Annotated in this window: 22 protein-coding genes; 15 read left to right on the top strand and 7 right to left on the bottom strand. The window is 35.7% G+C overall.

Going from position 1 to position 22,807, the window contains the following annotated elements:
• The first annotated feature begins 11 nt into the window (after positions 1-11).
• Genes ACT5E3_RS18075 through cobM form a run of 6 tightly spaced genes read left to right on the top strand, consistent with a single transcriptional unit; the run spans position 12 to position 5,247 of the window.
• On the top strand, positions 12-653 hold the full coding sequence (locus ACT5E3_RS18075) for a precorrin-8X methylmutase (protein ID WP_444994946.1): 642 nt from the start codon (positions 12-14) through the stop codon (positions 651-653).
• Positions 654-665: 12 nt separating this feature from the next.
• Positions 666-2,009 carry a precorrin-6y C5,15-methyltransferase (decarboxylating) subunit CbiE gene (cbiE, locus tag ACT5E3_RS18070; RefSeq protein WP_444994945.1) on the top strand — a complete coding sequence of 448 codons (1,344 nt, stop codon included), beginning with the start codon at positions 666-668 and terminating at the stop codon, positions 2,007-2,009.
• On the top strand, positions 1,999-2,757 hold the full coding sequence (cobI, locus tag ACT5E3_RS18065; protein ID WP_444994944.1) for a precorrin-2 C(20)-methyltransferase: 759 nt from the start codon (positions 1,999-2,001) through the stop codon (positions 2,755-2,757). Before cbiE ends, cobI begins: the two co-directional genes overlap by 11 nt.
• 4 nt (positions 2,758-2,761) lie before the next feature.
• Complete coding sequence (locus ACT5E3_RS18060; RefSeq protein WP_444994943.1) at positions 2,762-3,574, top strand: cobalamin biosynthesis protein; 813 nt, start codon at positions 2,762-2,764, stop codon at positions 3,572-3,574.
• Positions 3,575-3,583: 9 nt separating this feature from the next.
• Positions 3,584-4,429: a precorrin-3B C(17)-methyltransferase gene (cobJ, locus tag ACT5E3_RS18055; RefSeq protein WP_444994942.1), complete on the top strand. Its 846-nt coding sequence runs from the start codon at positions 3,584-3,586 to the stop codon at positions 4,427-4,429.
• Positions 4,426-5,247, top strand: a complete 822-nt coding sequence (cobM, locus tag ACT5E3_RS18050; RefSeq protein WP_444994941.1) for a precorrin-4 C(11)-methyltransferase — start codon at positions 4,426-4,428, stop codon at positions 5,245-5,247. The genes cobJ and cobM overlap by 4 nt, the downstream gene beginning before the upstream one ends.
• 64 nt (positions 5,248-5,311) lie before the next feature.
• On the opposite strand, the gene ACT5E3_RS18045 is transcribed toward cobM, so the two are convergent.
• The 3 genes from ACT5E3_RS18045 to ACT5E3_RS18035 form a co-directional block, all read right to left on the bottom strand.
• The gene (locus tag ACT5E3_RS18045; RefSeq protein WP_444994940.1) at positions 5,312-6,505 is read right to left on the bottom strand and encodes a sirohydrochlorin chelatase; all 1,194 of its coding nucleotides are present in this window, start codon (positions 6,503-6,505) and stop codon (positions 5,312-5,314) included.
• Between the two features lie 125 nt (positions 6,506-6,630).
• Complete coding sequence (locus ACT5E3_RS18040; protein ID WP_444994939.1) at positions 6,631-7,017, bottom strand: MmcQ/YjbR family DNA-binding protein; 387 nt, start codon at positions 7,015-7,017, stop codon at positions 6,631-6,633.
• A gap of 133 nt (positions 7,018-7,150) precedes the next feature.
• Entirely contained in the window at positions 7,151-7,777 is a 627-nt protein-coding gene (locus tag ACT5E3_RS18035) for a class I SAM-dependent DNA methyltransferase (RefSeq protein WP_444994938.1), read from the bottom strand.
• A gap of 776 nt (positions 7,778-8,553) precedes the next feature.
• On the opposite strand from ACT5E3_RS18035, the gene ACT5E3_RS18030 reads away from it, so the two are divergent.
• From ACT5E3_RS18030 to ACT5E3_RS18015, 4 genes are all read left to right on the top strand, one after another.
• Positions 8,554-12,027 carry a response regulator gene (locus ACT5E3_RS18030; RefSeq protein ID WP_444994937.1) on the top strand — a complete coding sequence of 1,158 codons (3,474 nt, stop codon included), beginning with the start codon at positions 8,554-8,556 and terminating at the stop codon, positions 12,025-12,027.
• Positions 12,028-12,376: 349 nt separating this feature from the next.
• A complete protein-coding gene (locus ACT5E3_RS18025) occupies positions 12,377-12,871 on the top strand; it encodes a hypothetical protein (RefSeq protein ID WP_444994936.1) in 495 nt (164 codons plus the stop codon).
• Between the two features lie 73 nt (positions 12,872-12,944).
• Complete coding sequence (locus ACT5E3_RS18020) at positions 12,945-13,286, top strand: hypothetical protein (protein ID WP_444994935.1); 342 nt, start codon at positions 12,945-12,947, stop codon at positions 13,284-13,286.
• A 223-nt stretch (positions 13,287-13,509) separates the two neighbouring features.
• Complete coding sequence (locus ACT5E3_RS18015) at positions 13,510-14,583, top strand: serine hydrolase domain-containing protein (protein WP_444994934.1); 1,074 nt, start codon at positions 13,510-13,512, stop codon at positions 14,581-14,583.
• Between the two features lie 102 nt (positions 14,584-14,685).
• Here ACT5E3_RS18015 and ACT5E3_RS18010 read toward each other — a convergent pair whose 3' ends face one another.
• Positions 14,686-16,596 (bottom strand): PKD domain-containing protein, encoded by a 1,911-nt coding sequence (locus tag ACT5E3_RS18010; RefSeq protein WP_444994933.1) that lies wholly within the window; start codon positions 16,594-16,596, stop codon positions 14,686-14,688.
• A gap of 824 nt (positions 16,597-17,420) precedes the next feature.
• On the opposite strand from ACT5E3_RS18010, the gene ACT5E3_RS18005 reads away from it, so the two are divergent.
• A complete protein-coding gene (locus ACT5E3_RS18005) occupies positions 17,421-18,653 on the top strand; it encodes an alpha/beta hydrolase (protein ID WP_444994932.1) in 1,233 nt (410 codons plus the stop codon).
• 56 nt (positions 18,654-18,709) lie between these two features.
• On the opposite strand, the gene ACT5E3_RS18000 is transcribed toward ACT5E3_RS18005, so the two are convergent.
• Both ACT5E3_RS18000 and ACT5E3_RS17995 read right to left on the bottom strand, forming a co-directional pair.
• Positions 18,710-19,921, bottom strand: a complete 1,212-nt coding sequence (locus ACT5E3_RS18000) for a DEAD/DEAH box helicase (RefSeq protein WP_444994931.1) — start codon at positions 19,919-19,921, stop codon at positions 18,710-18,712.
• Positions 19,922-20,068: 147 nt separating this feature from the next.
• Positions 20,069-20,407: a winged helix-turn-helix transcriptional regulator gene (locus ACT5E3_RS17995; protein ID WP_444994930.1), complete on the bottom strand. Its 339-nt coding sequence runs from the start codon at positions 20,405-20,407 to the stop codon at positions 20,069-20,071.
• Positions 20,408-20,492: 85 nt separating this feature from the next.
• Between ACT5E3_RS17995 and ACT5E3_RS17990 the strand changes: the two genes are divergently transcribed.
• Complete coding sequence (locus ACT5E3_RS17990; RefSeq protein ID WP_444994929.1) at positions 20,493-20,789, top strand: YciI family protein; 297 nt, start codon at positions 20,493-20,495, stop codon at positions 20,787-20,789.
• On the opposite strand, the gene ACT5E3_RS17985 is transcribed toward ACT5E3_RS17990, so the two are convergent.
• Positions 20,679-20,990 carry a site-specific integrase gene (locus tag ACT5E3_RS17985; RefSeq protein ID WP_444998613.1) on the bottom strand — a complete coding sequence of 104 codons (312 nt, stop codon included), beginning with the start codon at positions 20,988-20,990 and terminating at the stop codon, positions 20,679-20,681. The genes ACT5E3_RS17990 and ACT5E3_RS17985 overlap by 111 nt on opposite strands.
• Before the next feature lie 300 nt (positions 20,991-21,290).
• On the opposite strand from ACT5E3_RS17985, the gene ACT5E3_RS17980 reads away from it, so the two are divergent.
• From ACT5E3_RS17980 to ACT5E3_RS17970, 3 genes are all read left to right on the top strand, one after another.
• A complete protein-coding gene (locus ACT5E3_RS17980) occupies positions 21,291-21,728 on the top strand; it encodes a hypothetical protein (RefSeq protein WP_444994928.1) in 438 nt (145 codons plus the stop codon).
• Positions 21,729-21,778: 50 nt separating this feature from the next.
• Positions 21,779-22,318, top strand: a complete 540-nt coding sequence (locus tag ACT5E3_RS17975) for a hypothetical protein (RefSeq protein WP_444994927.1) — start codon at positions 21,779-21,781, stop codon at positions 22,316-22,318.
• 92 nt (positions 22,319-22,410) lie between these two features.
• Positions 22,411-22,803, top strand: coding sequence for a hypothetical protein (locus ACT5E3_RS17970; RefSeq protein WP_444994926.1), 393 nt, complete (start codon positions 22,411-22,413; stop codon positions 22,801-22,803).
• Positions 22,804-22,807 lie beyond the last annotated feature (4 nt).

Below are 22,807 nucleotides of genomic sequence, written 5' to 3'. Positions count from 1 at the left end.
TGTCGCTATATATGCCATTTGAATATGAAACCAATCCACAAATTATTGAGCAGCAGAGCTTTAAAAAAATTAGGCAGCTAACTAATCTAGACGGATTAGATGAAACACAACAGCAAGTTATTATGCGGATTGTACATAGTGTCGGCTTACCAAGTATAGCAAAACATGTTCGCTTTAGTGAGAAGGCTTGTGAGAGTGGTTTAAAGGCTATAGAACAACAACGTCCTATTTTTTGTGATGTTGAAATGGTTAAACAAGGTATAACGAAACGGATGTTATCGGTTGAGCCTGGTTGTTATTTAAATGAACAAAGCGTGACAAAATTAGCTAAACAGACTGGTGAAACTCGTACAATGGCTGCGTTAACCTTTTGGCGTGAAAATCTTGAGGGGGCTATTGTTGTGATTGGTAACGCTCCAACTGCATTATTTCGTTTATTGGAAATGATAGAGGAAGGAGCCGGAAAACCTGGATTGATTATCGGCATGCCTGTTGGATTTATTGGTGCTGCAGAATCTAAACAAGCATTATGGGAAAATCATAAAAAACTAAACATAGAATGCATTACCTTATTGGGGCAACAAGGTGGTAGTGCGGTTTCTTGTGCTACGTTAAATGCGTTGTTGAGGTGTCATATTAATGAATATTATTAATGAGTGGTTAGTATGATTGAGTTGTTAAATAATTCCGAACAGAGCGAATTTGAAGAAAAAATAACACAACCTGATCTCAATTCTAAGATCATTCATGTATTGGGTTTAGGGGTTGCTGAAAATGTTTTATTTTCTTCTGAAGCGCTTAATGCATTTAAAAGTAGTGATATTATTATTGGTTCAGAAAGACAATTGGCTGTTGTTAAAATGTTTATTAGCAAAAAACAACAGCTTATTCTGTTACCTAAGTTAAAAAAATTAAAGTCGATACTTTTAGCGTGTAGTAATCAATCTGTTGTGATATTAGCGTCTGGTGACCCTTTGTTCTTTGGTATAGGTAGCTGGTTGAAACGGCAGTTAGGCGTTGAACGCTTACGTTTTTATCCGGCTGTTTCAAGTATTCAGGCAGCTTGTCATAAAGTGGGATTACCCATACAAGATTGCCAGTTTGTTAGTTTGCATGGCCGTCCACTTGAAACTATTCGCACTCAATTAAAAAGTAATGTTAATTTGGTTGTTTTAACCGATAAAAATAGTCACCCTCAATATTTAGCTAAAGAGTGTGCGTTAGCTGGCTTTGCCGATTCAATAATATGGGTGTGCGAAAATTTAGGTTATCCGCAAGAAAAAATTAGCAAGTTTTATGTGAGTGACTTAATTCAAAGTAATAATGATAGTAATATTTTTGATGTGGCTCCCTTGCATGTGAGTGTCATTGAAGTAAAAGGAGAAGGAAATGTTTTACCAGAGTTTCCTGGTATACCGACTAGTCATTTCGTAACTGATGGTGAAAAAGGACAGGGACTGATTACTAAACGAGAAGTGAGATTAGTCATTCTTTCTTTATTGCAAGCCTCTAATCAAGATGTTATTTGGGATATTGGTGCAGGGTGTGGTGGAGTTTCTATCGAGCTGGCATACTGGAATAAAAATACTCAAGTGTATGCAATAGAACATCATAAAAAACGATTGAAGTGCTTAAATGAAAATAAGTTGCGTTTTGGTGTTGTTAAAAATTTAAAGGTGATTGAAGGGTATGCGCCAGAGTCATTAAAGAAATTACCTAAAGCCAATAAAATTTTTATTGGGGGGAGCGATGGTTATTTAGAACAGCTCTTAAAAGTAAGTTGGCAACAACTACCTCAAGGTGGTTTGTTAATCATATCAACAGTGACTGAAAATAACAAAAATAAACTGCTCAATTTTATAGACAACTTAGCACCAGAGTTGTTGTTGCTAGATACTATGCAAGTTGCAGTTAGTCAAGGAAAAACTTTGGCAGGACAACTGGTTTATCAACCTAATTTACCGGTTACTCTTTTTAAATTAACCAAGCTTAAGCATAATGAATACTAGTATTACGTCAAATGCATATAATTCTTGTCAACAAACAGGAAAGTTAATCGGTGTTGGAGTGGGGCCAGGTGATCCTGAGCTAATGACACTCAAAGCTTATCGTTATATTCAACAGACTGAAGTTATTACTTATCTGGTTAATGCCGATAATATTTCTCAAGCAAAAAATATTGCCCAAGCAGTATTAAAAAAAAGAGTTGATAAACCGATAGAAATACCGATTTATATGCCCATGAATAATGAAAGAGCTATCGCTAATTCTGCTTATGATGAAGCATGTATCTCAATAAAAACTTATTTGCAACAAGGCAAAAATGTAGTCTTTTTATGTGAAGGTGATCCATTGTTTTTTGGTTCGTTTGCTTATTTGCTAACGCGTTTGCAAAGCCATTTTTTTTGTGAAGTTATTCCTGGTATATCATCAATTCATGCAGCTTCGGCTGTTTTAAAACAGCCGTTAACTCAATTAACAGAATCGTTTGCTGTTGTCAGCGGTCGACATGATGAAGCTTATTTATGTGAAGCTTTAAAGCAACATGACAGTGTCGTTATTCTTAAAGCTGGCAAATCGCGTGCTAAAATATTAGCTGCATTGAAAAAAGCCCAACGTTTTGACGAAGCTTGTTATTTAGCTTATATCGGCCGAGAAAATGAAGTCGTTGAAAAGGATATATCAGTTTTAACCGATGAGGTTGGTCCTTATTTTTCATTATTTGTTGTTTGTCGAAAAAGTAAGCGTTTAGGTTGAAATAATGATTAGAATAATTGCACTGACTGAAGCCGGGTATCAGTTGGGACAAACGCTTAAAAATAAAATAATAAATAACAAAACAGCTATTGCTGGCAATGCTACGAGTGACTTTTACTGTGATTTATGGTTTAAGCCCAAGCCTTTTAGCCAACAAGTTCAACAAGCATTTACTGCTGGTGACTCGCTTATTTTTATTTGTGCAACCGGAATTGTGGTTAGAACTTTAGCTGTTGTGTTGAAAAGTAAAAAAGATGATCCGCCTGTTTTAGTTTTAGATGAAAGCGGCGAGTTTGTTATCCCATTAATATCTGGGCATGAAGGCGGGGCTAATTATTTAGCCTATAAAGTGGCCGCCTTAATCAATGCAACCCCGATAATTACAACCGCTAAACCATATTTACAGCCTGTTTACACGGTAGGAATGGGGTGTGAGAGAGGCTGTCCAGAATGGGTGTTACAAAAGTTATTTAATGAGTGCTTGCAACAGGTTAGCTTATCGATTGAAGCAATTAGTAATCTTAATAGCATTGATATAAAAGCGGATGAACTAGGGCTGATTAGATTATCATATTTAATCAATAAACCTTTTCAGGTGTGGAATAAAAAACAATTAACTAGTGTTGAAGCGTTATTAAGTACACGCTCTGATTATGTCTATTCAATTGTTGGTGTTTATGGTGTTGCTGAGTCGGCTGCTTTATATGCTGCCCAACAATTTACAGGAAACAAAGCAGAATTAGTTTTACCTAAACAAAAAAATTCTCAGGCAACCTGTGCTATTGCGCGTTCTTACCCTGATATAGATAAATTATAGAGAGATTAAATGACAAAACTTTTTATCGTTAGTGCCGGGCCGGGAGATATTGATTTAGTGACACCAAAAGCTACCCAGGCGATTAAACTCTGCACCGATTTAGTGGCTTACGGTTTGTATTTAGAATTGCTTGGTGATATTTGTAAAGATAAAGTACATCATGACTTACCATTAGGAAAAGAAATTGAGCGGGCTCGGTTGGCATTAAATTTAGCTGCCAAAGGCCAAGTCACGGCGTTAATTTCGAGTGGTGATATTGGTATTTATGCAATGGCGACTTTAGTTTTTGAATTGTTAGATCGTCAATTACAAGGACAAGAAAACCATCCAGAATGGTTATCCGTTGATATAGAAGTGATACCGGGAGTGTCTGCTATGCAAGCGGGTGCAAGCCGAATAGGTGCTTTATTAGGACATGATTTTTGCACCATATCACTATCTGATTTGCTAACGCCCTGGGAAACTATTGAAAAACGGATTCATAGTTGTGGGGCAGGGGACTTTGTTGTTTCTTTTTACAATCCTAAATCTAAAAAACGAGACTGGCAAATTAATGCAGCAAGAGATATTTTATTACAATATCGACCAGCGAGTACACCTGTACTTTTAGGTCGGCAACTTACTCGTGAAGATGAGTCTATTCAAGTTGTTTGTTTAGATAAATTAAAAGCGGAAGAGGTTGATATGTTTACTTTAGTCACTGTTGGTAATAGTGAGTCGAGGTATATTGTTGTTCCTGAGAACCCAGCTCATTTTAAAGTTGAACCGTCGCATAGTCATCGGTCGCATAGTCATTCGATAAAAAAAGACAAACATTGGGTGTATACACCCAGAGGATATTCTAAAAAATTATGAAAGTTTATTTTCTCGGCGCAGGTCCTGGTGATCCGGAATTAATTACCGTTAAAGCGCAAAAATTAATTCAGCAATGTCCAATAATACTTTATGCTGGTTCTTTAGTGCCACGTGAAATATTGACCAGTGTAGAAAATAGTGCCAAACAAATCATTGATACGGCTTCTTTAGGTTTAGAAGAAATTATTCAGTATATCAAAAATGCTCATTCAGCCAATCAGAATGTTGCCAGAGTACATTCTGGTGATCCATCGGTTTATGGTGCTATTGGTGAACAGATTAGACGCCTGAAACAATTGAATATTGAGTATGAAGTTATACCTGGTGTTACAGCTGCTTCAGCATCGGCTGCATGGCTTGGTAAAGAATTAACTCTTTCAGGCATTTCACAAACAATCATTATGACTCGGTATGAAGGAAAAACACCTTTTCCTGAGCGAGAACGTTTACCTGCTTTAGCCGCGAGTGGCGCCACATTAGCTATTCATTTAGGTGTTACGCGTATTCATAAAATAGTTGAAGAGTTATTACCTTTTTATGGAGAAGATTGTCCTGTAGCCGTTTGTTATAGAACATCTTGGCCAGATCAAGATAAAGTCATTGGAACTTTAAAAGACATTGTTAAAAAAGTCCGAGATAAAAAATTTACACGCACGGCTCTGATTTTAGTGGGTTATGTATTAGACTCCGATACGTTTAATGACTCTTATTTGTATGATGAAAATCAAGCGCATGTTTATCGACCTAAAGTGAAACCTGAAAAGCCAAGAAGTATTGAAACTGCGATGACTCATTTAGCTAATAAGGTTAAACGCTAGCGAGTATAATAAATACTCGCATACACTATTATAAATATAAATATGAATATTGGTAAAATGAGTTTTAATTTTTCTTACAAGAAGGAATTCCGGTTAACTCTTGCTTGTACGATTTTTCTTCATCAATAATTGATTGCGGGAATTGTCCCATAAAGCAGCAGCATACATTTTCATTAATCATTGTTCTTGGGCCATGCGGATGTCCAATATGTTTATACGGTGCATGATGATGAGAATGCGAATGTTCATGAGAGTGTGAATGTTCATGAGAATGTGAATGTTCATGAGAATGTGAATGTTCATGAGAGTGTGAATGTTCATGAGAATGTGAATGTTCATGAGAATGTGAATGTTCATGAGAATGCGACTGAGTACTTTCTGATTGAAACTCTGCATGATGGTGATGAATTTCTACTTCGCCACGAGCCAGTCGTTCTTTAAAGCTTTGCATTAAACCGACAGGCATTTTAGGTGGCTCTAGTGTTTCAGTAATGCGATGAGCAAATGCCTCAATGACATGATCTTGATCGCGCAAATAATTCGCTTTATAAAACTGGATATCAGGGTTTGCCTTAGCGACTTTGTCAGTGTACGCATAAATTCTATCGATTAACTTTCCACCAAAAAGAAAATAAGGGGCAACCACTATTTTTTTATAACCCAGTTTTATTGCCATTTCTAAACCTCTACCAACTGAAGGGAAAGTGACACCAGAGTAAACTGTTTGTGACCAGCCAAACCCTATATTTTCAGTAACTATTCTGGTTAGCTTAGCGGCTTCTGCATTTGCCTCAACCACTGAGGTTCCTCGCCCAATCACAACTAACATGGTATCATACAGTTTGCCTGTTTCTGGTATTTCTGTTAGCCCAATAGCATCGAGAATACGGTGTTGGAAAGCTAAGATCATTTCTTCTTGCAACCCAAGCTCTTTACCGTACTCTATTGTTAAACCTTGGTGTTTTTCCTGGTAAGTCGTTAATACTGAAGGAATGTCGTTTTGTGCATGGGTTGCCGCAAATAGCATACCTGGGACCGCATAAATTTTTTTAACACCTTGTTCGAGCAAGCGGTCTAATCCCATGTGTATATTAGGTGCTGAGTATTCCAAAAAACCATACTCTATTTTAAGTGTGGGATAACGTTTTTTTAGACCAGAGGCTAATAATGAAAATTCTTCTTCAGCTATTTTTGCTCGGCTGCCATGACCGCAAATCATGATGCCAGCATCTTCTGGTAATTGGGATAAATCAATCATTAAAATATTATCTTTATTAAGCTTTATGATAACGCATATTATAACTTTATTTAATATTCAGGCAAAGCTTAACCAGGCAGTTAATGATTTAATAACCTTTAAAAAATGTGAATCTGAATACCAAATTATAATTGTTTTAAAATAGATGCTTGATCTTTTTTAGTCATCTTGTTAACTACTAACATAAATGAGTTATCAATCATTCGTTCAATTTCGCCAGGTGGAATTGAGCCATCAAGAATAATAGTGTTCCAAAGTCGTTTATTCATGTGATAACCGGGTATTACTGATTTAAAAATGTCACGTAGTGCGACTGCTTCATCGGGATCACATTTGAGATTCATCCACCAATCTAAATGACCGTTTCCATCGCCTTTTCCCATTTTTCCCAGTGCCAGAGTTGCAAACATTTTGTCTTTTACTTTAAAAACTGATACTTCTGGTCCAAACGGAAAGTCTTCTCTTGTTTCGGGTTTTTTTAATAGATATTTTTTAGCTTTTTTATAATCCATATTCAGCGGTTCTTTTTTAATTAATCCGTATGTTAAATATGACATTAAAACAGGTTTCAGTCCATAAGATATGAAGAAACTAATAAAGTGATTTTTTTAGAACTCTTTTGATGTGATTAGGTGTTTTGGTGGCTTATGGTTTTTTAGCCACAATAAAAACGGCGCTATCTTTTTGAGGTTGCCACTGGTATTCAATTTCAAAACCAGCATGACATAAGCTGCTTATGAGTTCTTTTGTTGTGAATGGATTTAATTGAGGAAGTAGATCGAAGTAAGCGCCAATTGACATGAATAAAGACATTAACTTCAATTTAACAGAGTCTCCTAAACACATAGTACTGATAATAAAATAGCCATCTTTTTTCAATAGATTATAAGCATTACTAAACACTTCTGACAGGTCACTTAACAGGTGTAGTATGCTATGAGCCATAATAATGTTATAGGATTCTTTCTGTGTTTTGAGCTGGTTGATATCACATTGTTCAAACATAATATTATTAATATTATTTAGCGCGGCTTTTTCTTTGGCAATATCAATCATTTTTTGAGATATATCAATTGCGTGAATGTTTTTGACATAAGCAGAGTGAGCAATAGCGGTTGAGCCTGTACCACAACCTAACTCTAATATGGTCATTTCTTTTCTAAGATAAAAACGAGTGATTTCTAGCTTTTTCTGATAAGCGTTTGTATCTGCAATTGGCGTTTTAGCGTAGCTTAACGCATTTTTATCCCAAAAACTGTTTGAATTTTTCATAAATACTCCATGAGAGTTTTTCTATTGAAACTAATCTTATAGCGTTTTGTCATTTAATATAGAAGCTCAAGTAATAGGTATTGTACATGAGTTGTTGTATCACTAAAGCAGAAGAAAGCATAAGTATTGAGCGATTTTTATTTTTGGACGAACGAGGAGACATTTTAACTTCCTTTGGGTAAATCATTAAAACAAGTAATTCTTAGCAAACGTCTTATTTGACTTTTTATTGCAATATTTTGCTTCGTTTGGCTATAACTGCCGTTAATTTCTAAAAAACAATAAAAATAGAAAGTAAAATAACATCGTTGTTGTGCTATTCGCTCTCTTACTACTACTTAATATAAGCTTATTCTTCTCAATTAAGACTTATCGCATAGAATTTTTTATCAGCATTATTTAACCTCAGCTCGGGATAAGAAAAGTCATCAGAGGTCTATTTTTGCGGCTTTCAGTGCAAGCGCCTTTGTAATAGCTCGCTATTGCGGCAGTCACTTGCCTTGATATCTATAAAAATAGCCACACTGAGCCAAGTGGAAATGGCAATTCAATTGGGTTTTAAATTATTGAAAATAAATATGATTCTATTAATTATTTTGAATTTCCTTATCCAGAACTGAGGTTATTTAGATTACTCATTTCAATGGAATTAGTCGAAGCCAAAGCCGTTTTGGAGTTGTGGTATTTGTTTTAAAGCAATAGTAAGTTATTTTGCGACATTTATGTGTTTAATAAATGTTTCGTGTTAATTAAATTGTATTAAGAATTTTTCTAATATGAAAGTAGGTTCTCAACAGATGGAAAATATCTTTCAAGATAAAGTAAAAGGTAAAAGTTGGTTATGGCCTCTGGGGGGATTAGTTTTCACTGTGGCTGCGACTTATTTTTTTTATGCGAATATTAAAGAAAGACAACCTGTTGAGCATCATGAGGAGCAATCTGTCTTTTTGCCTACAACTAAAAGTCGGATAGAGCAGGCGGAAGTGCTATTGAAAGAAGCCAATAAATTGTTTAATAGTGATCCAAAGCGTGCTTTGGTAAAAGCCAAACAAGCACTGGTTAATACTGATCTGAATGATAAAGAACATAATAAAATTCGTACAAAAATATTATTGTTAATTACAAGCTATTACTCAACCCCTCAAAATTTAGATAAGGCATTGCTCTCACAATATGGTTTAGCCGGATTGGCAGCCAGCCGAAGTGATAAAAATATACCGCTTCAAATTCAATTTTTGAGTGAATTGGGTACTGGATATGGAATGCTGGGTGATATGAAGCCTGCCCATAACTATTTAGAAGAAGCATACTCTTTAGCTAATTCAATTGGTGATAAAGCGGCAGCTTTAACAGCTGTTAACGGACTTGCAATAACTAAAATAGAGCTTGCAAAATTAGATGAAGCAACAAAGCTGCTACAACAGGGAATTAAGCTAGCGAAAGAACTAGAACAGTTTCAACTTGAATTAGGCCTAAATCATAATCTAGCGGTTTTGTATGGTAAGCTCAATCAGCCTAATAAAACGATTGAAATATACCAGAACTTACTTGAACGACAGAAAGAGCCTTATCTTTTAGGAAAAATTCATTCTAACTTAGCGAATAATTACCTTTTAATTAAAAAAAATAAACTTGCTATAGAACATGCTTTAAAAGCATTGGCGCTTTATAAAGAGTCGAATAATCATTTAGATGATGCAACCGCATACTCCGTTTTAGGTCGAGGACATCAAGCTCAAAAACAATATATTAAAGCAGAACAATACTTTGTGATGGCTTTAAATATGGCGAAAGAAAATGAACAATATGCTTCTGTTCCATTTTTACATGATTCTCTCTCATTGTTTTATGCTGAAATAGAACAGCTTGATAAAGCGATTATACATGGTGAGTCTGCGGTAGCACTATATCGAAAACAAAATCGAAAGGTTCATTTATTAGATAGCTTACTTTCTTTATCAAGGATATATGAAAAAAGTAAAAATTATGAAAAAGCTTATAAAAAACATGTAGAACATAAAAAACTCAATGATGAGGTTTTTGCTCAAGACAAGGTTAGTGCTATTGATGAGCTTAACGAACGCTTTGAAACCGATAAAAAGAATCAAGAGATTGTTTTTTTAAGAAAGATTAATAGGGTTCAACAAGAAAAGTTAAATAATGAGGTTGTTATTAAGTATGCTGTTATATTTTTATGTTTACTGATTATTGGTGTTGTTTTTCTCTGGTATAGACACCTTCATCAAAAAAAGCAGTTGCAATATGAGAAGGAGCGTAATCAGTCACTAGAGAAGTTGGATAAAACGAAAGACCTTTTCTTTGCCAGTGTAACGCATGAACTGAGAACGCCTGTTCATGCAATGATGAATTTATTAAATAATGAGAAGCAAGCTGTTTCGGGAACTGATTTCCAATTACTCAACTATAGTTGTCACCGCTTAAGTCGAATTGTTGATGATATTGTTGATTGGTCATTGATTAAATCAGAAACATTAAAGTTAAATATTACTCAAGTAGATATCAGTTCGGTACTAAATTACGCTATAAAAATAGCTTCGTCACAATACCGAAAACCTCATGTAGTGATTGATAATTTATTAACGACTAAAACGACTATGATACAAGCCGATGAGAGTCGTTTATTTCAAATATTGTGTAACTTAATTAGTAATGCACTAAAAAATACCCATTTAGGTTATGTGAGAATTTCAGCATCATATGAGAGTGAGAAAATTATATTTATGATTAAAGATACTGGTAAAGGGCTCAGCAAAGAACAATTAAATAATGCTTTTAAGCCATTTACTTCATTTGATTCTCACGCCAAAAGCATGGGGTTAGGTCTTAGTATTTGTCAGCAGTTAGCTCGACAGCATAAAGGTGATTTATCAATAGTGAGTTCTTCAGAAGAAGGTACGACAGTTAGACTTGAATTACCGTTGGTTCAAGAGACTGGGGGAATCATTACTAATAGAAGTGGCAGTTTAATTTACAGAAAAAATAATGAGGATGAAATTGTTCAAGAACAGACAGTCGCTCTAGAGCGAATATCCGGCACTTATCATATTTTGATTGTTGATGATGATTTAATTAATTGTAAAACGTTAAGTCAGCTGCTCAACTCGCTGAATTATCAGGTTGATTATGTTCAATCGGCTAAAGAATGTTTAATTTTTCTCGAAAAAGAGGCGCCTGATTTATTACTTGTTGATATTATGATGCCAGAAATGGATGGTATTAATTTGTGCTTGGCTATTCGCCAACATTGGACGGCTATAAACTTACCAATTATTATGTTGACGGCTCGCCGTCAATTTGATGATCTAATTAACTGTTTAGCCTGTGGTGCCAACGATTTTATGACGAAGCCTTTTTTGAAAGAAGAGCTTAATGCACGTATAAGCAGCCAACTGTCATATAAGGCGCAAATCAAACTACAATCAGAAAATGAACACCTCAAGTGGGAAATACAAAAAAATCAAAAAGCTGAACAGGCTTTAAAGACGACAAAACAGCGAATGGAAGAAATACTTAATCATAGTCGCGATTGTATTTTTGCGGTTGAAAGTGATGGATTAATTATTTTTGCTAATCGAAAAGCTGAGGCATTAATCGAGTCTTCGAATAACCCGTCTGCCAGTATTAATCAAAGAATATTTATTGAAAACAGAGCTCTCAGCTTTCCTTTGGATGAGTCTTGGTTAGATAAAGAGTGCTCGGTGCAACTAACAGGCAAACACTATTTAATGTTAATTACTGAGTTTAATCAAGACGAATCGTTATATAAAATTACTTTACAAACAGTTAATACTTATGATGAAGATTTATCTCAAAAAGCAATGGGCGGAGAGTCGCTCCATGATAGTGCTTCTAAATATGGGGGAGCGTTAGGAGCTAAGGAAAATGACTACCGACAGCGACTGGTTAAACTCATGAATCTTTGTATTCGTCATTGGGAAAAGTCGACCGGTGAATCTCGCATGACACTAGCAGAAAAAAGCCGCATATGGAGAATTAGTATTGACGGCGGTCGATTAAGAACCCGCACCTTAGATCGATATATGAGTTTTGATTCACTGCCTAAAAATCCTAAGTGGCGTAATGTTTTTAGAACCGCCTATTATGTATTGTCTAATTGCCGGCTCGATGACAACAAAAAACAGGAAATTGATGATTTAATGCATCAGATTTCTCATTATATTGATCAGGGTGAGCTGATTAGTAATTCTTTATTAGAAAAAACGAATTAATTGAACAGGATTTTCGTGAACTTGGCAATTGGTTATAAGCGATAAAACAATCATATGAGTTTTTCTTCCTTAATATTAAGTAGAAGTCTGCCATGACTAATGCGCCCGTAAATATATCAGTTTTGATGCTTTAAGGCTTTATTAAAAAGCGTCTTACATATTAGGTGATAGTTGTTAAATTGCTTTTTGAGTGATAGGTTGTCATAACAAAAAGTATTTTTTACCCGGTTTTTACCCTATTTTTACCTTTATCTTCCCTTGTTTTCCTTTTACTCAAGCATCGTTCGGGTGTTCTAATTTGTCTTGCAAGTCTTGCAATCATTTTAAACTTTAAATAGGAGAGTTATTCGTGAATAAAAAAATATTACAAATGTTATCTGTAGCATTCGTATTTGGAACTGTGCCATTTATTGATGTTCAAGCAGGTGTTGTGCATAAAGCGCATAATACAATGCATTATTCCAGTCAATGTAATGCCAGTGTGTATACCGATAGTAATATGTCAACCGTAAAGGTGAAGTGGAAGATCGAAGGTTGTCCTTTACAATATGGAAATAGAATACGTATTTGTTTGGGAACAGAGAAAGATAATACGTTATCAAGACCATGTTCTGGAACGGTTAAGAAAATTTATAACTTAAAGGGAGAGTATGAGCTAGATTTGGATATGGAGCCAGGTGCAAAGCATGCGATATATCTGACTTATAAAAGAAAAGGTGACTGTTCAAAAATGCAGGCTGTTGAGCGTACTTTAATGCAAAAGTTTGATTTCACCAGAACGCTACCTAACAACTCTTCAAATGAAAATGATAGTACTCAAGCGGGTGGGTTGTCAGGACGCTAATACAATCACTATTAATTAGAATGGTGTAATACAAACTTTTAAATGAAAACTTAATATTAATGGGAGTTAGTCAATGAACGAATTATTAAAAGCCGGTATGAAGGTTGCTTTATCGGTACTTTGTATATTTACATTTTCCGTGTGTGCGAAGCCACCACCATCAAGTAGTGCCGTTACTGGTTGTGGTATAATCTGGGATCGTTATTGCGCAAGAATAACGCAAGATCAATTTGGGCCTGGAAATTGGAGCTATTCAGAAACTAAAAAACGAAAATATTATGAAGGCTGTGTGACAAATCCACCTCCAAGTAATAGCAGTTCTGGCAGTTTATCATCTTGCGCGAGGGTGACATGGCCTGGCAAAGATGATCCTAGTCATGTGACGCCTTATTGCTCGAAGTGGATCACAATATAAAATGACTAATATATTGTTTATTCAATAATTAAAGTTGTTTGCTAATGCTTATGATGGCTACTGGTGCTATTCAGTAGCCACTGTTTGTTAGATTAATGAGGAACTTATATTGATTGGCAACTGATGCTTTTGTTTGATGAGATTTATGATGAGTGTTTACATCTGTTTTTGAGCAGGCGATAATGATTAAAATGTAACCTAAATTCTAAAATTGATAAAGAACATGCGACTTTCAATATTTATTTGGGGCGTTTTGTTAAGTTTTAACATTCATGCTCAAAGTAAAACTGCTCTTTTAAAGCAAGCAGATATAGCGATAAGACAGAGTCAATATACAGGGATTGATGCTTTTATTGTTTATCAAAATGGGCAATTCTTAACTGAGAATTACTACGCTCAATTTGATGAAAAAACACCTCATAGAACTCACTCAACATTTAAAAGCATTACGGCTCTTATTGCATTAATTGCAGTTGAGCAGAAGCTCATATCCTTAGAACAACCTGTAATACCTTTGCTGGAAGAATTTCGAAAGCTCGAAGATAAAGATCCTAGAAAAAGACAAATAACGATTGAACATTTATTTAATATGACATCGGGCTTGGCTTGCGATGAGTCACCTGATTCAAATGGGCCTAACCATGAGTTTGGTATTGATGAAGGTAAGACTCCTTTAGCTTATGCAATGGAAATCAAAATGGCAACAACCCCTGGCACTCAATGGAATTACTGTAACGCCAATAGTTTTATGTTGGCTGCCGCTGTTTCTGCTGCATTACAACGTGCTAATCGAGAAAATATTTTTTTGTTTGCTGAACTCTACTTGTTAAAAGCACTTGGAATTACTAATTATCGATTGACAAAAAGTGATGATGGTCGTTTTTTAAATGGTCAAGGTAACGCTTATTTTTTACCTAAAGATTTAGTTAAAATAGGTCAGCTATTGTTACAAAATGGAAAGTGGCAAGGTGCTTCTGTTGTTACCAAGCGTTCATCTAGTTTGGTCAATAAAAATGGGCATAATATTAATTGGTCATTTACAGATTTTCTTAAAGATATGCCCAGCACGAAAACAACTTATAGCTTCCAGTGGTATAAAACTCAGTTTAACGTTAAAGACAAGCCTATTGATGTTTTGCATTCATGGGGGAATGGAGGGCAGTTTATTTATGTGATTCCTCAATTGGAAGCGGTTATTGTATTGACCGGGAGTAATCAGGGAAATTTTGCAAAACAAAAACAACCATTTGAAATTTTATATCAATATGTGTTGCCCGCTTTAATGAAAAAGAAATAATGGTAATTTTGTACCATGACGTTTATGTATTCCCAATAAAAAACGCTGGTTGATATTAAAAGCTCTGATAGATATCAGAGCTTTGTTTTAATCACAAAAAACTTATTCGGTTTCAACCAATAACGTCACATCGCTATGAATACCTTTGAGCATAATATAATGCCAGCCTGATGGTAGGTTGTTAACCTTAATTGTTTCAGTATTACCTTCATTATCTGAATGAGCTGTATAGAATAATGTTGAAGGCCATGATTTTTCGCCATAATAAAGCGCAATATCACCTGCTCCATGCTGGGTTTTTATAGTCGCTGTACTATTGTTATCTGTGTGAAAATAAAAATAATTTTTACCTCCTGAATTGGAAGCAACACAAATAGGCGCACTACTTGATAAGTGACCATAATCTTTCGGCGATTGAGTTGCACAGGCATCAGTTATTCCGGGAAGCGTAATGTCGACGGTTGTTTGGGCTGTTGAATAACCACTCGCAGTCATAGTCACCGTATAAGTGCCCGGCTTTGAATAAATATGCTTAGGATTATCTTCTTTACTATCATGGCCATCACCAAATTTCCAGTAATAAGGATTTTCGGGTGGGCAACTTCCACCATAGTGAGAACCTTCGCTACTGAACTGAACGCTCTCGCCGACGGTGCCGATATAAGGGCCGTTAACCACTGCTTTGGGAGGTGGTCCTGAACAGTCGGTTTGTGGGGTCGTAATAGTGACGGTTGTAGAAGCTGTTGAGTAACCGCCAGCTGTCATACTGACATTATAAGTACCAGACTTTGAATAACTATGTTTCGGGTTGTCTTCTTTGCTAAAATTGCCATCGCCAAAGTCCCAGTAATAAGGGTTTTCGGGAGGGCAACTTCCACCATAGTGAGAACCTTCACTACTGAACTGAATTTGTTGTCCTACAAGGCCGGAATAAGGTCCATTAACTTCTGCATGTGGTGGTGGGCCGGAGCAATCTGTTACTTCAACGGTAGTAGTTTCGGTTACCAGATTGTCGATAGTCAGAGAAACAGTATGTGAACCAAAGGTTTGATATTCATGAGAGGGATTGGCTAAAGTACTTGTTGTATCATCCCCAAAGTCCCATAAGTAGCTTTCAATTTCACAATTTTTGCCGACTGAGCCTGCACTACTAAATTGTACCGGGTTACTGAATTGAGTGTAATAAGGTCCATTCGGGTTGGCGATGACGGTGTGTTGTGTATTGTCACAAGCCGCTTTAATTTCTGCTGTTGTTGTGGCTGTTGATTTTTCTCCATCATTATCGGTAACTGTTAGCCGAATATGATACACACCTGCTTCTTTATAAGTGTGAGTCGGGTTTTTTTCTAGTTGATGTATACCGCTTGAACCATCACCAAATTCCCAAAGCCATGAGCGAATCTTTCCGTTGGGATCATAAGAGCCTTCACTACTTAATGTGATGGGTTGTTCAACAGTGCCTGTATATGGCCCATTCGCATTGGCTATTGGTGGAGTATCTCCGTTACCGGCAATAATCACGTTGTAGTCTTCTACTTCACCGTAGGTGAAATTAGCACAGGGGTTGGTTAGTGCTTTTTGATATTGCATTGCCACACGCATGATAGTTTTACCTGCGGCAAAAGCTGGTGGTGTGATAGAGGCTAATACTGCACTTTTACTACTAACACCAGATACAACAAGTTCACCCGGATCGGTAAAGTCAAAGTTTTTATTATAATCAATCCATACGGACCAATACTCTTTATAAGCACTACCGGAAAAGCCTGGTGTTAATGTTATTGAGTTGGAAGCAACTAAAAGTTCTGTGTGTGGGTTTTCAAAAAACTTATAATAGTCTTGGCCTGATTGGCTATTAAGAGCATTGATTGCTACGCCTGCAATCCATTCATAATTACCGCCGCCTTTAATAGAGCAATATTCAGGAGGCGGAACGCTAAAAGAGATATGAGAGATGGATAAAAATATGATTGAGATCATCCATTGCATTGATTTTTTTATCTTATTTTTCATGGTTAAAATTTTCCTTTTTTATTAATTAATAAAATCTACCGATAGAAATCTTAACAACGAAAGGATGTTTAAATATAGTGAAAAATCACAAAAAACAATTAAAAATTATTTTAGTTTATATATGACTAAACGTTTGATGTAAAAAGTTAAATATAGAATGTTGAAATCTCAATTGACGAATAAAAAACATCTAAACTTTTAGTTGTTTTTTAACGCTTATTGTTCAGTTGGAATAAATGTATGAGTGTAAAAATATTGATATAAAGAAAAGTATTTAACATGACTACTGCTTTCGAATTTAAGCTGACTAGTTGGTCGTTCATATTTATGGGAGGGCTTTATCAGGATATTAGTCTGAAAGAGGGTAGGTTATATTTTATTTTTTACTCTGAATGTTATTGTTTCAGTTTTGGCTTCATCGGCTAGGTTTTATTCACGATATTTTATTTGAATATTAATTAATAGGATAATTGATTATTAATAGAAAAACTGATTATGATTTATTTATCAGGTTGGCCTAAATAGCGCTAAAAACACATATTAACCAAACTTTCACTATTAATTTCTATACTGGTTTGATTATTATCAGACTCACAATTATTGATAGATAACAGTTCATCATAAAATGTATGTTTCTCGGCTAGCTAAATCGATGTATAGACGATTATTGATTGACATATAAGCAGTTTCACTATGTTCAATCTTACTTTAACTGAAATGGGAGATAGTTTTTATATACAGTAAGACTGTTTCTAGTTGTTGAACGAGTCTGTTATATTATAGGCTTTATAAATAAAATTAAAAACTTGATTAAGGGATGATTTATGCTTTTACGCTTATTTTTGTTGATAAACTGTTTTGTTGCTTTAAACCTTGTGGCAAAGCAACCGCTTATTTATGGAGATAGTTTTGAACATCAATCAAAGTTGTTCAATGAAAAACGAAGATATATGGTTTCGTTACCTGAAAGCTATCAAATAACACAAAGAAGCTATCCTACGCTTTATGTAATTGATGGCGATTTTCAATTTCACCATGTAGCCAATACCGCCAGACATTTAGCTAGAATGGGAAAAATTCCGCCAATGATTGTTATCGGTATCGCTAATCAAGGGTCGCGTGATTATTTATTAAGTAATACTTGGCCTATTAAGGGAGAAGAAGAATATGGAAAAATAGAGAAATTCTCTGAATATATTAAAGTTGAGCTTATTCCAACCATTGAAAGTAATTACCGAACCAATTCTAAAAAGGCTATTGCTGGTTATTCGTTGGGAGGTTTATTTGTCATGTATAGTTATATTGATAAAAATTCTCCATTTAATGCTTTTTTAGCAATGAGTCCAAGTGTTTGGTTTGATGATTATGGTTTTAAAGAACGGTTCAATCAGTATTTGAAGCATCATCCTAAGGAGTCTAAGCCATTATTTATTTCTTTAGCCAGTGAACAAGGAATGGGTGTTGATGGAGTGGTTAATGTTTTAAAAAAACGAGCAGCTAAAAATTTGCGTTGGCAATATAAACACTATCCTAATGAAACGCACTATACAACGGCTTTACCTGCACTTTATGATGGTTTAGTTTTCTTGGCTCCTAATTATTTTACAGACTTAGGTGAATTATTAGATATTGGTGATTATCAAGCCGTTTGGCGGCATTTTGCGAAGAAAAAAGAATTATGGAGTGGGTTTCAATTTGAATGGTTGCAAAGCTATACTTTAGGTAAGTATATGTTTGCTTCGAAGCAGCAAGATAAAATGAATGAGGCTTTAAAAAATGCCAAAATTTTATTTCCACAGTCCATTAATGAGTTGTCACTAAATTTTGCTTTAGCACTTAATAAAAATAAAATGCCTCAAAAAGCCTTTGAGTTATTGAAAGAAATTGAAACTGAAAATCAAAACAGTGCTAAGTGGCATTATCAAATGAGTTTGGCATTAGAGTCATTAGGTAAAAATGTCTCGGCAAAAAAGCATCATGCTACAGCACTTGATTTAGCGCGAAAACAAAATTTAGAAAGTTGGGAATATTGGGAATTGGAACCCTATAAACAATAATTGTTTTTTAATAAGTGGCGGTGCTCTTGAGTTTTTGAGCACCGTCTGTCAGTAAACTATTTTTTCTTTTTATTTTTGGGTGGTTGCTTTTTTTTCTTTTTTGAGCCTGCTGCTTTCCCTGATGATTTCAGTTTTTTAGGTCCTTTGTAATGACCAACTAATTCTTTTATTTTCCGTCTTTGAAAAGATTGTTTTAAATAGCGTTCAACACCAGACATTAAATTATATTCGGTAGACATAATTAAAGTAATAGCCAAACCGGTATTACCTGCACGACCTGTGCGACCTATTCGATGTAAATAGATTTCACCTCGTCGTGGCATTTCAAAGTTAATCACAAGATCCATTCCTTCAATATCAATTCCGCGAGCGGCAACATCGGTAGCAATGAGCACTTTTATTTCATTTCGCCTCAACTTGCTCATAAATAAGTTTCGCTGTTTTTGCTCTCGACCTCCATGCACAATGCCAACATTAATTTGTTGTTTTTGTAGTTCATTATAGAGTTGATCGGCCTGTTCTTTTGAATTGGTAAAAATTAAACAGTGTTGATAGGTTTCATAGTTAAGTAGCCAGCAGAGCTGTTTTATTTTATGTGACTTGTCATCGGCAAAAATAATTTGTTGTTTAATTGACTCATGCGTATCGGTGACTTGATTTAATTCAATGACCGCTGGTTCGTTTAATAATTCACTGGCGAGTCCACGTAGCTTTTTATTGGCCAAAGTCGCTGAGTACAATTGAGTTTGTTGACGGTTAATACAAAGTTTTGCAATGGACATTATTTCAGCGCTTAATCCAATATCAAGTAACCTATCTGCTTCATCTAAAATTAAAGTTTCCACCTGACTTAAGTCTAACTCTTCTCGTGCTAATATTTCAGCTAATCGTCCCGGTGTGGCAATGAGTAAATGAGGGGGTTCTTTAATGAGTTGATTTTGTTTTTTGATATCAGTGCCCCCACTAATATGACCAAACTTTAATGGCGTGAAGCGACCAAATATTTTTGCTTGTTTGAGTACTTGCTGAGCGAGTTCTCGGGTTGGTACTAATATTAAAGCTAATAACCCGGTTTGGTTTTTTGTTAATAACTGTTCGAGAGTAGGAAGTAAATAGGCACAGGTTTTTCCACTACCTGTTTCTGCGCTCACAAACAAATCGCTACCATCCAAAGCTAACTCAAAGGTTTCTGCCTGGATTTTGGTTGGATTTTCGAAACCGGCTTCATTAATGGCTTGAAGCAGTCTATCGTCGAGTTCAGTAAACAAGTTAGTATTCCTTTGAAAAATTTGGCTGCACTTTATCAGAGAACAAGCCATATCGTTAGCAAAATCATTCAATTTATTGCAAGGTGTATGGATTATGAGTTAAATGGTTCGAGTTAACTTTGAGTTTACACCTTGTTAAGCGTGTTGTTATTTATTATTTGAGAGCACCTCTTGCTCCCAGTGAGAAGCCCAGTTTCTTAAAGGATCTAAGGTTTGCATCAAAGAAGCCCCGAGCTGAGTGAGTTGGTAGCCTTGTTCTGTTATTGCTAATAGTTTTGCTTCAGAAAGTTGTTTGATGCGGCTGTTTAAAACAGAAGGTGACATACTATCACAATGTTTTTGTAGGCTTCTAAAACTTAAGGGGCCTTCTCTTAGTTCCCATAATATTCTCATATTCCACTTTCGACCAAGTAGATCGAATAGGGCCATTATTGCAATGCCAGAGTTTGAGCCTCTGACACTTTTTTGAGGAAGTGGTGTTTGCATTCGTCTTGCGCTTCTAAATTAATAGCGGTATGCTACGTTATTAGTAGCGATTTTAACCCAGAAGATAGTAAAAAACGAGGAAAATATGTTTCTAGTTGATATGAACTTTAATGATATGAGCAAAATAACGCCAGAACTAACGGACTTACACCGAAACTATCTGGCCAAAGAATATAAGGCTAACAATTTACTGTTTGGCGGACGTAAAGAGCCGAGAACAGGCGGTATTATTATTTCAAAGCATTCCAATAAAGGTGAGCTGATATCGCTCTTAGAGTCTGATCCATTTGTTCAAGCAGGTGCTGCTTCTTATTCTATTACCGAGTTTACTCCGGTGATGGCGTCTGAAGCTTATGAGGGAGTGTTGACCTCTGAGTATTGAGATTGATTTAATTTGGATTGGTCTGGATACAGTCTTACATAGTGGTGTTTCCAGTACTTTTTTATACAAAAGTACTAGTGTGCACAGCGCTTGATTTTGTGTTGCTGGAGATACTTTTCTAACAACGGCTAAGTGAGTCAAAAAGTTGGTCACATCTTCCGCTCCTATGTCTTTGGGATGTTTAAGATTGTAAAAATGGATAAATCGCTTAATCCATTGTACATAGGTTTTTTCTGTTTAATAGGAATAGTGTAAGGTACGAATTTGGGTTCTAACTAGCCACATAAATTTTGTTTTTGGTGATCGGCTCATTTTTACTTTCTTGTATTAATGATGTATTAAAATACGACTCAAACAAGCTCCCCCCCCTTGACATAGCTATGAAGTTAGGTAAGTATTTGATAATTATTAAAAAGTCGAAATGCAGTTAAACGGTTGTTTGAATATTAATGAGATTTACTGCATTCAATCAGCTGTTAGCACTACAAAGGAATTCGGAACTTGAAATATTCGCAGGGAAAATTACAAAGTATTATTTATCGATTGAGGAATGCCATACTTGGAATAATTTCTTTTGGCATCATGCTCACTATCGGAACTATTCTGGGTTATGGACCATCAACTGGCTTTATTCAACTTTATGTAGTCAGTCTCATTTTTGTCCCTGCGATGATTACTCTTTGGCTTTTCATTTTTAATTCAGGCTCATCCAAGGTGGAGGAATATGCTATAGAGTTTTCTGATGATGGACTTCATTATGAGCATATGGCAGAACGCGACACGGTTAAATGGTCTGAGTATAAGAGTTATAAAGTCTCAGGTATTATTAGCAAGGTCTTAACGATACAAGCAGAATCCCAAAAAATAATAATTGATTTAATGCGTTTTAATGCTGAACATCGAAAAAGTATAATTTCGGAATTGAATAAAAGGTGCTAACAAGTAAAGGCAAGCGAAATAAAACTACATTCGCCTGCTTAGGGCGTTAGGTGCCAGGAACGGGAAAATTAGAGGTCGCTTTGAAAATTGACTATGACGTAAATCTATATAGAGAAATAGCAAACTTCAATGTGAATGAAGCCGTTCAGGTCTCTAATAGAAAAGGACGAACAAGCACTATCCACATCACCAATATTACAAGGCTCTCATGGCAGGAACTGCAATTACTAGTATCCGCTGGCCCGGATAGATTCAGTAAGATGGTATTCCTCTACCGAGAGTATTCTAGTAAGCAGCAGGTTTCAGAGTCAGTTATTAGAGGAAAGCCTCTATCTAAAGATGAGTCAAAAGAGATTAACGAATACATAAAGATATTTCGTGAGCATGGTTGCACAAAGCACCACGAAGTCAACGAGATCATCGCTCAAAGTGGAGGATGGGATAGTTTTAAAACTATTCGCTCTTTAAATGATTATGGCGAACATAAAGAAATAGAAGGCATACAACCGAAGTATTTTGAGATCGTATGTAACATTCTTAAAATATCTGGAGAGAAAGGGCTGCCACTTGATAGTTATAAAAAGTATTAAAGCACCTAACAAGTCAAGGCAGCATCGCACTGCGTGGCTGGACGCGCTAACGCGCGCCGCTGCTTGAGGCGTTAAGTTTCAAGGAGAATTGAGTGCAACTAAAAATCGAAGGGACAAAGGAGCATAAAGGTTTTCTTCTGAAAGAGCCCGCCGTTTTAAACGGAAGCATTCTAGTCTTAACCGGAAGAAACGGTTCGGGGAAAACTAGGTTAATAGAAAGCTTACAAAATCAATGTTCGATGGTTTCTATCGGTGATGAACTTATAAATACTCAAGATGTTAGGCTTGTGGCGCAAAGCAGTTTAAGTCCTAGCGTTGGCTCAAACTACAATGATGCACAGTTTCAAGCAAAGATCACAGCTAGTTTGCAATTGTATGACAGAATTAAAAATGATTTAAACTCTCCATATGATCAGAATAAATCACAGCAATATAATCGGGGGCGAGAAGGTGGTCTAGATTATGAGTCTCTGTTTACAAAATAATCAT

This window comes from Aliikangiella litoralis, assembly GCF_052495765.1.
Note: the sequence above shows the minus strand (reverse complement) of the source record. Positions and strands in the feature narration are given on the sequence as shown.